Source organism: Anaeromyxobacter sp. Fw109-5 (assembly GCF_000017505.1).
Taxonomy (GTDB): Bacteria; Myxococcota; Myxococcia; order Myxococcales; family Anaeromyxobacteraceae; genus Anaeromyxobacter.
In genome coordinates this window covers 1,437,976-1,450,902 of the sequence record NC_009675.1, presented here as the reverse complement: position 1 = coordinate 1,450,902, position 12,927 = coordinate 1,437,976, and the positions used below count along the sequence as shown (strand labels likewise).

Here is a 12,927-nt window from a genome sequence, read left to right as displayed (position 1 = left end):
CGCCAGGAGAGCCGAGACATGTTCCTGAACCCGGGCAACGTCCTCAGCTGGGCCACCTTCTTCCCGCTCCTCGGAGCGGCCGCGATCGTCGTCCTGCTCGCGGTCCGCTTCGTCGCGAACCTCCCGAAGAAGCTCGTCGACGACGGCGCGCGCCTCATCGCGCTGCTGACGAGCGGGCTCTCCTTCGTGGCGGCCATCGCGGCGTGGCGGATGTACGACCCGACCGACACCGGAGTGCAGCTCGCGCAGCACTTCGTGTGGATCCGCGCGTTCAACATCGAGTACTACGTCGGCGTCGACGGGCTCTCCATCTCGATGGTGCTCCTGTCCGGCCTCATCTCCTTCGTGGCGACCATCGCCTCGATGCCGTGGTGGTCGGGCGCGAAGGCGGCCGAGATGGCCGGCATGGTCGACGACGACCACGGCCACGGGCACGACGACGCGCACCACCCGAAGCACTTCTCGGTGCGGATGGTGCCGGGCTACATGGTCATGCTGCTGCTCCTCCAGACCGGCATGATGGGGACCTTCGTCTCCCTGGACATGTTCCTCTTCTACGTGTTCTGGGAGGTCATGCTCCTGCCGATGTACTTCCTCATCGGCGTGTGGGGCGGGCCGCGCAAGGAGTACGCGGCGATCAAGTTCTTCCTCTACACCCTCGCCGGCTCCGTGCTGATGCTCCTCGCGATCATCGGCATCTACTACAACAGCCTCCCGGCGATGCTCGCCGACGGGACGATGTCGAGCGGCCACACGTTCAACCTCATCGAGCTCGGGAAGCAGGGCGCGCAGGGCCAGTTCCTGAACGCGGCGCCCATCCTCGGGATGCAGTTCACGAAGCTCGCCTTCGTCGCGCTCTTCATCGGGTTCGCGATCAAGATCCCGATGTTCCCGTTCCACACCTGGTTGCCCGACGCCCACGTCGAGGCGCCGACGCCCATCTCCGTCATCCTGGCCGGCGTGCTCCTGAAGATGGGCATCTACGGCATCCTGCGCTTCAACTACCCGCTCCTCCCCGACGCGACGGCGTGGGCGGCCAACGCGATGGCGGTGTTCGGCGTCATCAACATCGTCTACGCCGCCTTCGTCTGCCTCGGGCAGAAGGATCTCAAGAAGCTCATCGCCTACTCGTCGGTCTCGCACATGGGCTTCTCGCTGCTCGGCATGGCGGCGATGACGCCGGCGGGCATCTCCGGCGCGGTGCTGAACCTCTTCACGCACGGCATCATCAGCCCGATGCTGTTCCTCATCGTGGGCGTGATCTACGACCGCGCCCACCACCGCGAGATCGAGAAGTTCGGCGGCCTCGCCGCCGAGCTGCCCGAGTACACCGCCATCATGGGCCTCGCGTTCTTCGCGTCGCTCGGCCTCCCCGGCCTGGCCGGCTTCATCGCGGAGTTCATGGTGTTCACGGGCGCGTTCCCGGTCTTCACGACCTACACCATCATCTCGGCGACCGCGGTCATCATCACCGCCGCCTACTACCTGTGGGCGATCCACCGCATGTTCCTGGGCAAGCTGAACCCGGTCTACAAGGGCTACCCGGACCTCAACTGGCGCGAGCGCATCTCCCTCTACCCGCTCGCCGCCATCGCCATCGTCCTCGGCTTCTACCCGCAGGCGATCCTCGGGGTCATCAACCGCAGCCTGCACCTCCTCATCCAGAACATCCGGCCGCTGTAGGCCCGGAGCGAGACCGCGATGGAATCCTTCCTCCCTCTCGTCGACGAGAACCTGCGCTCCGCGCTCTGGTTCCGGCCGGAGATGGCGCTCACGTTCGGGACGCTCGTCCTGTTCGTGCTCGACCTGGTCTTCCGGCGGAGTCAGGCGCGGGTCGCGCTCCTCACCGCCGGGGCGCTCGCCGTCCTCGCCGCGGCGGCGGGGCTCCTCGCCATCCAGCCGCCCGACGCGCAGGCGCTCTTCAACGGCATGCTCGCGAACGACGCGTTCGCGATCTTCTTCAAGTGGCTGTTCCTCGCCGCGGGCGCCCTCACCGTGATCATCGCGGCGCAGGGCCGGGACTTCCCTCCCGAGCGCATCGGCCAGTTCTTCGCGCTGCTCATGGCGATCGTGCTCGGCATGTTCATGATGGCGAGCGCGACCGACCTGCTCATGGTCTACCTCTCCCTCGAGCTGGTCTCGATGGTGAGCTACGTCCTCGCGGGCTTCCGCAAGGGCGACCGGAAGGCCACCGAGGGTTCGCTGAAGTACGTCATCTACGGCGGGGTCGCGTCCGGCGTCATGCTCTTCGGCATGAGCTACCTGTACGGCCTCACCGGCACGACGAGCCTGCACGAGCTGGGCGCCCAGCTGCAGGCGCTGCAGGCCGGCTCGGCCGTCTCGGTCGCCGCCACCCGCGTCGCGCTCGTCGTCGCGATCGTGTTCGTGACCGCGGGCATCGGCTACAAGGTCGCCGCGGTGCCGTGGCACATGTGGTGCCCCGACGTGTACGAGGGCGCGCCCACCCCCTTCACGGCGTTCCTCTCCGTCGGCCCCAAGGCGGCCGGGTTCGCGCTCGCGATCCGGATCTTCCACTCCGCCCTCGCCGGGCCCTCGTCGCCCGTCACGGGGTTCGCCGAGTCGCTCGCGGGCATCCCCTGGCCGGCGGTGGTCGGCGTCATCGCCGCGGTCACCATGACGCTCGGCAACCTCACCGCGCTCGGGCAGACCAACCTGAAGCGGCTCCTCGCGTACTCCTCCATCGCGCACGCCGGCTACACGCTCATGGGCCTCTCCGCGGTCTCCGACCGCGGCATGCAGTCGGTCATGATCTACATGCTCGTGTACCTCGTGATGAACGTGGGCGCGTTCCTGGTCGTGATCCTCGTCGCGGAGTCGACCGGCTCCGAGTCGATCCTGGATTACCGCGGGCTCTCGAAGCGGCACCCCTCGGCGGCCGTGGCGTTCGCGATCTTCCTCTTCTCGCTCACCGGGCTGCCGCCCTTCGCCGGCTTCGTCGGCAAGTGGTACCTGTTCTACGCGGTGTTCGAGCGGATCGACGGGCCGGGGGGCGCCTGGTACGCGTGGCTCGCGCTCATCGGCGCGCTCAACACCGCGATCGCGCTCTACTACTACGTGCGCGTGATCCGGGCGATGTTCATCGACGCTCCGTACGTCGCCGAGGCCCCGCCCGTCCGGCTGCGGGTCGGCTACCAGGTCATGCTCGGCGCGTTCTCCGTCGCGATCCTGGTGTTCGGGATCTGGTGGACGCCGATGGTCCGCTGGACCGAGGCCTCGCTGCAGCTCTTCCGCGGCTAGCGGAGCCGCCCGTCGCGGCGCGCGCGGCCCGGCCGGTCGATCCGGTCGGGCCGCTTCCTTTTCGAGCGCCGCGCGGCCGGCGCTACGGCCTCCGCGCCTCGAGCCGCGCCAGGTCCGCCTCGGTCATCGTGACGTCGCCGAAGTGGCGGTCCGGCGAGATCGCCGGTCCGTGGAAGTCGGAGCCGGCCGTCGGGACGAGATCGAGCGCTTCGGCCAGGCGGCGGTACTTCTCGCGGACCGACGGGTTGTGATCCGCGTGCAGCACCTCGATCCCCTCCACGCCCGCGGCGCGGAGCCGCTCGAGATCGCCGCGCTCGAGGCCGTTGACGCCGGGGTGCGCGATGGTCGTGGTGCCTCCCGCCGCCCGCACGAGCCGCACCGCCTCGTCGGCCTCCAGGCGGTAGCGCTGCACGTACGCGGGCCTTCCCTCGCCGAGGAAGCGATCGAACGCCTCCTTCACGCTGGAGACCACCCCGGTCTCGAGGATCGCCTTGGCGACGTGGGGCCGCCCGATGGTCTTGCCGCCGCTGTGCTTCTCGATGTTCTCCACTCGCAGGGTCACGCCGAGCGTCGCGAGGCGCTGGACGATCTGGGTCATGCGCTCCCGCCGCCGCTCCGCGAGGAAGTCCTCGAAGCGCTTCAGGCCGGGGTGCTCCGGGTCCACGAAGTGGCCCAGGAGGTGGATCTCGCGCCGATCGAGGAAGGCCGAGAGCTCGATCCCGGGCACGAACCGGAGGCCGACGCGATCGGCCGCCTGCTGGGCGGCCGTGAGACCTGCCACCGTGTCATGATCGCACAGGCCCCACACGCGCAGGCCCGCCGCGGCGGCGCGCTCCGCCACCTCCCCGGCGGCGTATTCCCCGTCGGACGCGAGGCTGTGGGAGTGAAGGTCGATGAGGCCGGCGGGGGGCTGGGCTGCCATGAAATGTCCACCTCGTGCGTGTTACAATACGCGGCACTAAAGCTGCGCGCTCGGCGGCAGAGGCGGCGCGCGAGGAAGGGCTCGATGCAGCACGTACTGCGAATCTCCAGGAAGATCGATTACGGCCTCCGGGCGATGATCTACCTCGCCTCGATCCCGCAGGAGTCGGTCGTGCCCTTCCGGGAGATCGCCCGGCAGATGGACGTGCCGGAGGACTTCCTCGCGAAGATCCTGAAGACGCTGGTGGACCAGAGCCTGGTTCGGTCCACGCGCGGCCCGCACGGAGGCTACGCGCTGGCGCGCACTCCCAGCGAGATCAGCTTCCTCGACGTCATCGAGGCCGTCGAGGGGCCGGTCGCCCTCAACGTGTGCCTGGACGGTGAGGACGCCTGCGGGCACTCGACCGCGTGCACCATGGTGTCGGTGTGGCGGCAGGGCCAGGAGCGGATGCTCGACGTGTACCGGCAGGCGAAGCTCAACGAGCTCGCCTTCAAGCCGGCGGACGATGGCCAGATCGGGCTCGTGCAGCTTCAGCTCCAGGCCTCCGCCCGCGAGGCGTGAGGCGTCTGGCGCGGGGCCCACCTCCGCTCGCTGGCCCGCGGGGCCCGTGAGCTCCCGCGTCGCCGCTGTTCCTTGACGGTGCCGGCCGCGGTCGCTAACGTCCGCGCCCGCCATGGCCAAGAACTCGAAGGTTCTCCGCAAGAAGTACCTCTCCCGCCCGCCCGTCGAGCCGATGCGGCTCCGGCCCGGGATGTCGGTCGAGGATCTCGTCGACGTGTACCGCCGCGCCGGCGCCTTCAACGGCGGCCGCCTGGCGGAGGGCTGCGATCTGTTCGCGCGGATGATCGACTCCGACGCCACCATCGCGCTCACCGTGACCGGCGCGATGGCGCCCGCGGGCCTGGGCGGCGCGATCCAGGCGATGATCGAGGCGGGCTTCGTGGACCTCGTCATCGCGACGGGCGCGAACCTGTACCACGACCTCCACTTCGCGCTGAAGCTGCCGGTCGTCCAGGGCCACTTCCACGTGGACGACAAGGAGCTCTACCAGGCCGGGATCGAGCGCATCTACGACGTCTTCATCACCGAGGACTCGCTGCTCGACACCGACGCCTTCGTGCGCGAGGCGCTGGAGAAGGCCCCGAAGTCGCTGCGCGGCCACATCTCCACGCCGCAGCTGCACCACTACCTCGGCCAGCTCGTGAACCAGCAGGCGCCGCTGCCCGAGAAGAGCTGGGTCGCGACGGCCGCCAGGTACGACGTGCCGATCTTCACCTCCTCGCCGGGCGACTCCTCGATCGGCATGAACGTCGCCGCCATGAAGCTCCGGGGCGGCGAGACCACGGTCGATCCCGATCTCGACGTCCTCCAGTCCACCGCCATCGTCTACGACGCGAAGGTGAACGGGGTCGTCATCCTCGGGGGCGGCTCGCCGAAGAACTTCTATCTACAGACCCAGCCGACGCTCTGGCAGATCCTCGACCTGAACCGCGGCGGGCACGAGTACGTGCTGCAGATCTCGACCGACTCGCCGCAGTGGGGCGGCCTCTCGGGCGCGACGCCGTCGGAGGCGATCAGCTGGGGCAAGGTGCAGGCGAACATGATGAAGAACCACGTCGTGGTCTACTCCGACACGACGATCGCCGCGCCCGTGGTGTTCTCGTACGCGCTCGCCACGCGCAAGAAGCGCAAGCCCAAGCGGCTGTTCAAGCGGCTGCCGGAGATGTACGAGACGCTCCGCAAGGCGCACGTGAGGAAGCACCCGGGGTCGGATGCGCTGCCGGAGATGCGCGACTCCGGCAAGGCGAAGACGATGGGCCCTGGCCGCGCGCTCCCGCGGCGTTAGACCACCTGCCATGTCCTTCGATCCCTCCGCCGCCGCCCAGCCGGGCTCCGGCGTCTTCGGCCTGCCGCACTCCGAGGACGAGGCGGGCGTCGTCCTCGTCCCCGTCCCGTTCGAGGCGACGACCTCCTACGGCGGCGGCACGAGCCGCGGCCCGGAGGCGATCCTGTCGGCGAGCCGGCAGGTGGACCTCTTCGACGTGGAGACCGGGCGTCCGTACGAGGCCGGCATCCACATGCTCGAGGTCCCAGAGCACGTCACGCGGCTCGATCGGGAGGCGCGGGCGGCCGCGGCGCCGGTCATCGACGCGGGCGGCGTGTTGCCCGGGCGGGACGATCTCGCGCGGGCCGCCGCGGCGGTGGACGCGGCCTGCGAGCAGGTGAACCGCTGGGTCGAGGAGCGCGTGGACGGGCTGCTCGCCCGCGGCAAGCGCGTCGGCCTGGTGGGCGGCGATCACTCGACCGCGCTCGGCGCCATCGCCGCCCACGCGCGGCGCTACCCCGGCCTCGGGCTCCTCCACGTGGACGCCCACGCGGATCTGCGTGTGGCGTTCGAGGGGTTCACCTACAGCCACGCGTCCGTGATCTACAACGCCGCGGAGCGGTGCCCCGGGATCTCCCGCGTCGTGCAGGTGGGGCTGCGGGACCTCTCCGAGGAGGAGCACGCCTACGCCGAGCGCTCGGGCGGGCGCATCGTGCAGCACCACGACGCCCGGCTGGCCCAGGCGCGCTTCGAGGGAGAGCCCTGGGCGGCGGTCGTGCGGCGCATCCTCGAGCCGCTGCCGCGCGACGTGTACGTCTCCTTCGACGTCGACGGGCTCGATCCGACGCTCTGCCCGCACACCGGCACGCCGGTGCCCGGTGGCCTCTCCTTCCAGGAGGCGGCGGCGCTCGTCGGAGGGATCGTCCGGAGCGGCCGGCGCCTCGTCGGGTTCGACCTGGTCGAGGTGGCGCCCGATCCCGACGGCGGGGAGTGGGACGGCAACGTCGGCGCCCGGCTCCTGTACAAGCTCGTGGGCTGGATGCTGCGGTCGCAGCAGGGTTGAAGTCGAGGCTCCAGGCTTCGGACTACAGGCTTCAGGGCTGCGCCTGAGGCCCGAGGCCCGGAGCCTGAAGCCCGCCGACGAGCTCGCGCGACCTCACTTCCTGCCGGGCTCCCCCTCCCCCCTCGTCCGGAACCGCTCGAGCGTCCTCGCGCCCTCCGGCGCGACGCGCGCCACGAGGTCGTAGCGCGCGGCGAGCCGCACGAGCTGGCTCTCTCGCACGTCCCGCTCCCATTCGCGCGGGGCGACGGAGGCGACGAGGAGGAGGAGGGACAGCGCCACCCATGCGCCCAGCAGCCCCTTCACGCCGCCGAGGAGCGACCCCAGGCCGCGGTCGGCCGGGCCGTGCACGATCCGCGACGCGGCGGTGCCCCGCAGGAGCGCCCCCCCCACCAGCGACACCAGCGCGGAGACGCCGAGGAACAGGAACGCCGGGGCGATCGCGCGGGCCACCGGCGCGGAGGCGAAGCTGCCCAGCCCCGCGGCCACGGGCGCCGCGAGGTGGCGCGCCGCGAGCACGCCCGCGACGACCGCGACGAGCTGCAGGACCTGGCGGAGCGCGCCCGACGACGCGCCCAGGAGGGCGGCGAGGGCCACCGTCGCGAGCGCCGCGAGATCGATCGCCGTTCCGGTCACTTGATCTTGAAGGCGTCGCCCTTCGCGCGGCCCTTGTCGAGCTCGCGCTGGACGGCCTCGAGCTGCTCCCTGAACCGCGCGTTGGCGGACTCGTACACGAGGGCGCTCTTCAGCGCGCGCTCCGCGCCCTCCCACCGCCCCGCCTCGATCTCCACGAGCGCGGCGGCGTAGAACTTCCTGCCGTTCGGGGTCTGCCCGAGCTGCTCCTCGAGCTTGCGCTTCTGCTCGTCCTTCACCGCGGCCTCCTCGACCTCGGTGAAGCGCAGCTTGGCCGCCCGCTCGGGCCCGGTCACGTCGGCGAGGTAGCGCGCCCGCTTCCGATCGTCCCGCAGCACCGTGTACGCCTCGTTGACGCGGCGGTAGATGCGGCCCACCAGCTCGCGCAGCGCCGCGTTCGGGAAGGCGGCGAAGCGGTCGGGGTGGTAGGCCCGCGACTCGCGGTAGTAGGCGGCCTTGATGTCCGCCGGCGCGGCGCTCTGAGGGAGCTTCAGCACGGCGAAGTAGTCGAGCTGGTCGAGCGCGCCCGCCAGCGTCTCCACCTCGATGAGGAACTGGGCGTCCAAGGCCATCGCCTGCCTCCCCGGCTACGCCGCGCGCGGCCCGCGGGCCAGCTCGAGCTCGGCGTTGTGATCGATCGCCGCGCGGAGATCGTGCTCCGAGAGGCCCGAGGAGAGGCTGATCGTCGTCGACGTGCGCTGCCCCGTCTCGAGGTCGGCGGCGGAGACGTTCACGATGCCGTTCGAGTCGATCTCGAACGTCACCTGGATCTGCACCGCGCCGCGCTGCGCCACCCGGAAGCCCTTGAACTCGAACTCGCCCAGCAGCTCGCAGCCGTCCGCGCGGTTCGACTCCCCCTGGTAGACGCGGATCTTCACGCGATCCTGGCCGTCGCGGCTCGTCGTGAAGGTCTTGGCCTTCTCGATGGGGATGGGCGTGTTCTTGTCGATGATCTTCTCGGTGAACCCGCCCACCGTGCCCACGCGCAGCGAGAGCGGCGTCACGTCGAGCAGGTAGCTCGCCTGGCCGTACTCGGCGGCGCTGCGGTTCTGGAGCGCGTGCGCCTGGATCGCCGCCCCGAGCGCGACCACCTCGTCGGGGTCGATCCCGGTCATCGGCTCCCTCTGGAAGTAGTGCCGGACGCTGTTGCGGATGATGGGCAGGCGGGTGGGGCCGCCGACCAGGATCACCGCGTCGACGTCGCCCGCCGTGAGCCGCGCCGACTGCAGCGCCTCGTCGCACACCTTGAACGTCCGCTGCACGAGGTCCATCACCATGCGGTTGAACTGGTCGCCGGTGAGCTTCCCCTGCAGGTCGAGGACCTCGCCCTCGGGCGACTGGCAGATGCCGGGGACCTGGATGGTCGCGGCGCCGTCGCGTCCGACCTCGATCTTCGCGCGCTCGCCCGCCTCCTTCAGCATCTGCAGGCAGAACTTGTTCTGGCGGAGGTCGAGCCCGTGGCGCGCGAGGAAGTCGTCCGCGAGCCAGCTCATGATCCGGTCGTCGAAGTCGTCGCCGCCGAGGTAGGTGTCGCCCGCCGTCGAGAGCACCTCGAAGACGTCCTTGCCGATCTCCAGGATGGAGACGTCGAAGGTGCCGCCGCCGAGGTCGTACACGCAGATCTTCTGCGAGATGTCGCGGCCGAACCCGTACGCGAGGGCCGCCGCGGTCGGCTCGTTGATGATGCGCAGCACCTCGAGGCCGGCGATGCGGCCCGCGTCCTTCGTCGCCTGCCGCTGGTTGTCGTTGAAGTAGGCCGGGCAGGTGATGACCGCCTTCGTCACCTCGCGCCCGAGGGCGGTCTCGGCGATCGCCTTCATCTCCTTGAGGACGAGGGCCGAGATCTCGGGCACCGCGAAGTCGCGCTCGCGCACCTGGAGCCGCACGGCGTTGTTCGGCCCTTCCACGATGCGGTACGGCATCACCGCCTGGGCCTTCTTCACCTCGTCGGAGAAGTAGAACCGGCCGATGAGCCGCTTCGCCGAGTACACCGTGTTCTCGGCGTTCGTGATGATGTTCCGCTTCGCGTTGTTCCCGACCAGCACCGAGCCGTCGTCGAGGAACGACACGACGGAGGCGTGCGTACGCTCCCCCCACTCATTGGGGAGCACTTTCGGGGCGCCACCCGCCTCGGCGGCGGCGGCGACGGCGCTGTAGCTGGTTCCGAGGTCGATTCCGACGGCGATGTCGTCGCTCATGGCGGTTGCCCAGCGGTTTCGCCGGGTTAGCGCATCCTAGCGGCCGCTTCCGACGCCTGTCAAACGACCGGGCCGTCCCGTGCCCCCCCGGTGGGCGACCGGAGCCAGCCCCGGGCGACGGACGCGGTTATTAACGTGATCGGTGCGGGACCGGACCATCGGCCCCGCGGTCCGAAGCGAGGAAGGGAATCCATGGGCGCGCTCGTCGCGGTGCTCCAGACCGATGACAGCCTGCTCCGGTGCCAGCTGGAGCGGCTCAAGTCGCACGTCTCGCTGCAGGGGGAGGGAGCCACCCCGGCGCTGGCGTACGGGTTCGGCTATTACGCCGCGGGCAACGTGCTGCTCGGGAAGCGCCCCTCGGGCGCGACCTCCCCGCTCTCCCTCCCCGAGGTCGTCGGGAAGGTGGACTCCGAGGCGCTGCTCGTCCACGCGCGTCACACGCCGGGCTTGCCGTCCAAGGACGAGAACACGCAGCCCTTCCGCTACCGGCGCTGGCTCTTCGCCCACGCCGGGACGATCGCCGGGTGGGAGGCGATCCGGCCGCGGCTCCTCGCCGCCCTCCCCGACCACCTGCGCCGCCAGATCGCCGGCGAGACTCCTGCCGAGCATGCCTTCATGCTCTTCGTGAAGCAGCTCAAGGACGAGGGTCGCCTCGAAGATCTGGATCTCGACGCGGCCACCGCCGGGCGCGCGCTCGCGAAGACGGTGCGGCAGCTCGAGGCTTGGGCGCGCGACGCGAGCGAGCAGAAGCAGAGCCCGCTCGTCTTCGTCGCGACGAACGGGCGGATCATGGCGGCGACCCGCCGCGGCGGTCCCCTCTTCTACGCGCTGTACGAGGGCATCGTGCCGTGCGCCCTCGACGAGCTCGCGGTGGACACCCCCGAGAGCGATCCCCGCGTCCGGCCGCACCGGCGCGTGAAGGCGGTGGCGTTCGCCACCCGGCTCCGCGCCTCCAACGGCTTCATCGAGGTCCCGGAGGGGAGCGTGGTCGCGGTGAACCGGTCGCTGCAGGTGACGGTGTCGAGCCTGAACGGACCGTAGCGGAATCGCGAGGCAACGGCCGGGGCCGGCCACCCTTCGGCGGGGCGCAGGGTGAGCGGGTGTCCGCTCGTGCCGAGCGTGTCGAAGCACGAGCGAGCGCGCCGCGCCGTCACACCACGCTCCACGGCCGCGGCACGAAGATCGCCTCCCAGACCCCGATGGCGAAGCGATCGGTCATGCCGGAGAGCCAGTCCGTCGCCGTGCGCTCGGGCGGGTCACCCTCGCGCCCGACCACGCCGTGACGCTCGCGCAGCCGCGCCGCGTCCTCGAGGCACCAGCCGTACAGGTCGCGCAGTATCCGCTGCGTCTTCACGAACTCGTCGTGCACGACGGGGTTCTCGTACACGCGCGCATAGAGGAAGTCGCGCAGCGCGAGCAGCGCCTCGTGCACGTCCGGCGACATCTCGATGTGCCCCCCGCCGTCGACGTCGGAGCGGCGGATCACGTCGCGGATGAGGGTGCGGTAGCGCGGGGTCGGCCCGCCGCCGAGCACCGCGCGGATGGAGGCCGGGACGTCCGCCTCGGTGAACAGGCCGGCGCGCAGCGCGTCGTCGAGGTCGTGGTTCACGTAGGCGATGATGTCGGCGAGCCGAACGATCTCGGCCTCGAGGGTCAGCGCCTTCGCGCCGCTCCCCTTGAGCAGCACGTTCCCCTTCCCCTTGGAGTGGCGCAGGATGCCGTCGCGCACCTCGGCGGTGAGGTTCAGCCCGTGCCCGTCGTTCTCGAGGACGTCGACGACCCGCACCGACTGGATGACGTGGTGGAACCCGCCCGGCAGGACCTCGTTCAGGATCCGCTCGCCGGCGTGCCCGAACGGCGTGTGCCCGAGGTCGTGGCCCATGACCATCGCCTCGACCAGCATCTCGTTGAGCCGCAGCGCGCGGGCGATCGACCGGGCGACCTGGGCGACCTCGAGCGTGTGGGTGAGCCGGGTCCGGTAGTGATCGCCGCGGGGCGCGAGGAAGACCTGCGTCTTGCCGGCGAGCCGCCGGAAGGCCTTGGAGTGGACGAGCCGGTCGCGGTCGCGCTGGAACGACGGCCGCTCGTCGTCCTCGGGCTCTCGCCGCTCCCGGCCGCGGGACCGCGCCGCGCGCGCGGCGCGCGGGTGGAGCGTCTGCTCCTCCAGCTCCTCGAGCATCTCTCGGATGGACCCGGGCATGCGCGCTATGTAGCGCTCGCGCCCGGACCTGTCACCCGTAGAAGCTCGCCTCCAGCGTGGCCAGGAACACGTTCGAGAGCGCGTGCACCACCACCGGCGCGACGAGCCCGCCGGTGCGCTCCCGGACCCACCCGAAGAGGAGCCCCGGCAGGAAGGTGGCGAGCCGCCAGGGCTGGAGGACGACGAGGTGGCCGAGGGCGAAGAGGAGCTGCGTCCAGAGGAACCCGCTCCCGAGCCGCGCGCCGAGCACCGTCACCCCGCGCTCCGGGGCGGAGCGCCTCCAGCTCGTCTGCATCCACCCGCGGTAGAACAGCTCCTCCGGCGCCGCCACCACGAGGAGCTGCACGACGAGGAGCAGCAGCACGCGATCGGGGAGCCGGAAGGCGGGCCGCGGCGCGACGCCGTAGGGAGCGACGACGCGCGCGATCGCGCCGGGGACGTGGGGGACGAGCTCCGCGTACGCCCAGAAGATCGCCGCGAACGCGGGGAACACCACCGCGCACACGAGGAGGCCTTGCAGCGTGCCGCGCCCGATCGCGCGCCACGCCCGGGCGTCGCGCAGCGCGAGCGGAGGCAGGCCGTACGCGCTCCAGGACTCGTGGCGTCGCCGGATCCGGCCGTCGGGGAGCGCGATGAACAGGAACGCGGCGACGCCGGCCAGGTTCGCGCCGAGGAGGCCCGTGGGCTCCACCGCGGAGACCAGCTTCGCCAGCGCGAGGCCCCCGATCGCCACGAGCCACGTGCGCACGAGGGCGCGCGGCGGCTCGGGGGGGAGCGAGGAAGGAGCGAGGGCCGCGGCGGCGCGCGGGTCGGCGGACGTCGTCGGCACTG

General features: G+C 71.0%; 12 protein-coding genes. 6 read left to right on the top strand and 6 right to left on the bottom strand.

The window, feature by feature from the left end; all coding sequences use genetic code 11:
* Window positions 1-18 precede the first annotated feature (18 nt).
* Both ANAE109_RS06515 and ANAE109_RS06510 read left to right on the top strand, forming a co-directional pair.
* Entirely contained in the window at window positions 19-1,683 is a 1,665-nt protein-coding gene (locus tag ANAE109_RS06515; RefSeq protein WP_011985594.1) for a NuoM family protein, read from the top strand.
* A gap of 18 nt (window positions 1,684-1,701) precedes the next feature.
* Window positions 1,702-3,258: an NADH-quinone oxidoreductase subunit N gene (locus ANAE109_RS06510; RefSeq protein ID WP_011985593.1), complete on the top strand. Its 1,557-nt coding sequence runs from the start codon at window positions 1,702-1,704 to the stop codon at window positions 3,256-3,258.
* Window positions 3,259-3,340: 82 nt separating this feature from the next.
* Here ANAE109_RS06510 and ANAE109_RS06505 read toward each other — a convergent pair whose 3' ends face one another.
* Window positions 3,341-4,180 carry a PHP domain-containing protein gene (locus ANAE109_RS06505; RefSeq protein ID WP_011985592.1) on the bottom strand — a complete coding sequence of 280 codons (840 nt, stop codon included), beginning with the start codon at window positions 4,178-4,180 and terminating at the stop codon, window positions 3,341-3,343.
* Between the two features lie 84 nt (window positions 4,181-4,264).
* Between ANAE109_RS06505 and ANAE109_RS06500 the strand changes: the two genes are divergently transcribed.
* From ANAE109_RS06500 to ANAE109_RS06490, 3 genes are all read left to right on the top strand, one after another.
* A complete protein-coding gene (locus tag ANAE109_RS06500) occupies window positions 4,265-4,741 on the top strand; it encodes an Rrf2 family transcriptional regulator (protein ID WP_011985591.1) in 477 nt (158 codons plus the stop codon).
* Window positions 4,742-4,853: 112 nt separating this feature from the next.
* Complete coding sequence (speY, locus tag ANAE109_RS06495; RefSeq protein ID WP_011985590.1) at window positions 4,854-6,026, top strand: deoxyhypusine synthase; 1,173 nt, start codon at window positions 4,854-4,856, stop codon at window positions 6,024-6,026.
* Window positions 6,027-6,036: 10 nt separating this feature from the next.
* Window positions 6,037-7,068, top strand: a complete 1,032-nt coding sequence (locus ANAE109_RS06490) for an agmatinase family protein (protein WP_011985589.1) — start codon at window positions 6,037-6,039, stop codon at window positions 7,066-7,068.
* Window positions 7,069-7,161: 93 nt separating this feature from the next.
* Here the strand turns inward: ANAE109_RS06490 and ANAE109_RS06485 are convergent, their stop codons facing one another.
* From ANAE109_RS06485 to dnaK, 3 genes are read right to left on the bottom strand one after another with little or no spacing between them, the layout of a single operon-like run.
* Window positions 7,162-7,701 (bottom strand): CvpA family protein, encoded by a 540-nt coding sequence (locus ANAE109_RS06485; RefSeq protein ID WP_011985588.1) that lies wholly within the window; start codon window positions 7,699-7,701, stop codon window positions 7,162-7,164.
* Complete coding sequence (locus ANAE109_RS06480) at window positions 7,698-8,270, bottom strand: DnaJ domain-containing protein (RefSeq protein WP_011985587.1); 573 nt, start codon at window positions 8,268-8,270, stop codon at window positions 7,698-7,700. The genes ANAE109_RS06485 and ANAE109_RS06480 overlap by 4 nt, the downstream gene beginning before the upstream one ends.
* 15 nt (window positions 8,271-8,285) lie before the next feature.
* Window positions 8,286-9,896: a molecular chaperone DnaK gene (gene dnaK / locus ANAE109_RS06475; RefSeq protein WP_011985586.1), complete on the bottom strand. Its 1,611-nt coding sequence runs from the start codon at window positions 9,894-9,896 to the stop codon at window positions 8,286-8,288.
* Window positions 9,897-10,088: 192 nt separating this feature from the next.
* Between dnaK and ANAE109_RS06470 the strand changes: the two genes are divergently transcribed.
* Window positions 10,089-10,937 (top strand): class II glutamine amidotransferase, encoded by an 849-nt coding sequence (locus ANAE109_RS06470; RefSeq protein ID WP_011985585.1) that lies wholly within the window; start codon window positions 10,089-10,091, stop codon window positions 10,935-10,937.
* A gap of 109 nt (window positions 10,938-11,046) precedes the next feature.
* Here the strand turns inward: ANAE109_RS06470 and ANAE109_RS06465 are convergent, their stop codons facing one another.
* Together ANAE109_RS06465 and mrtX are read right to left on the bottom strand one after the other, a co-directional pair.
* Window positions 11,047-12,096, bottom strand: coding sequence for a deoxyguanosinetriphosphate triphosphohydrolase (locus tag ANAE109_RS06465; RefSeq protein WP_041448161.1), 1,050 nt, complete (start codon window positions 12,094-12,096; stop codon window positions 11,047-11,049).
* 31 nt (window positions 12,097-12,127) lie between these two features.
* Entirely contained in the window at window positions 12,128-12,925 is a 798-nt protein-coding gene (gene mrtX / locus ANAE109_RS06460) for a myxosortase MrtX (protein WP_011985583.1), read from the bottom strand.
* Window positions 12,926-12,927 lie beyond the last annotated feature (2 nt).

Coding starts and splice junctions, on each gene's coding strand:
- ANAE109_RS06515 (WP_011985594.1), top strand. CDS start 19: ATGTTCCTGAACCCGGGCAACGTCCTCAGCTGGGCCACCTTCTTCCCG.
- ANAE109_RS06510 (WP_011985593.1), top strand. CDS start 1,702: ATGGAATCCTTCCTCCCTCTCGTCGACGAGAACCTGCGCTCCGCGCTC.
- ANAE109_RS06505 (WP_011985592.1), bottom strand. CDS start 4,180: ATGGCAGCCCAGCCCCCCGCCGGCCTCATCGACCTTCACTCCCACAGC.
- ANAE109_RS06500 (WP_011985591.1), top strand. CDS start 4,265: ATGCAGCACGTACTGCGAATCTCCAGGAAGATCGATTACGGCCTCCGG.
- speY (WP_011985590.1), top strand. CDS start 4,854: ATGGCCAAGAACTCGAAGGTTCTCCGCAAGAAGTACCTCTCCCGCCCG.
- ANAE109_RS06490 (WP_011985589.1), top strand. CDS start 6,037: ATGTCCTTCGATCCCTCCGCCGCCGCCCAGCCGGGCTCCGGCGTCTTC.
- ANAE109_RS06480 (WP_011985587.1), bottom strand. CDS start 8,270: ATGGCCTTGGACGCCCAGTTCCTCATCGAGGTGGAGACGCTGGCGGGC.
- dnaK (WP_011985586.1), bottom strand. CDS start 9,896: ATGAGCGACGACATCGCCGTCGGAATCGACCTCGGAACCAGCTACAGC.
- ANAE109_RS06470 (WP_011985585.1), top strand. CDS start 10,089: ATGGGCGCGCTCGTCGCGGTGCTCCAGACCGATGACAGCCTGCTCCGG.
- ANAE109_RS06465 (WP_041448161.1), bottom strand. CDS start 12,096: ATGCCCGGGTCCATCCGAGAGATGCTCGAGGAGCTGGAGGAGCAGACG.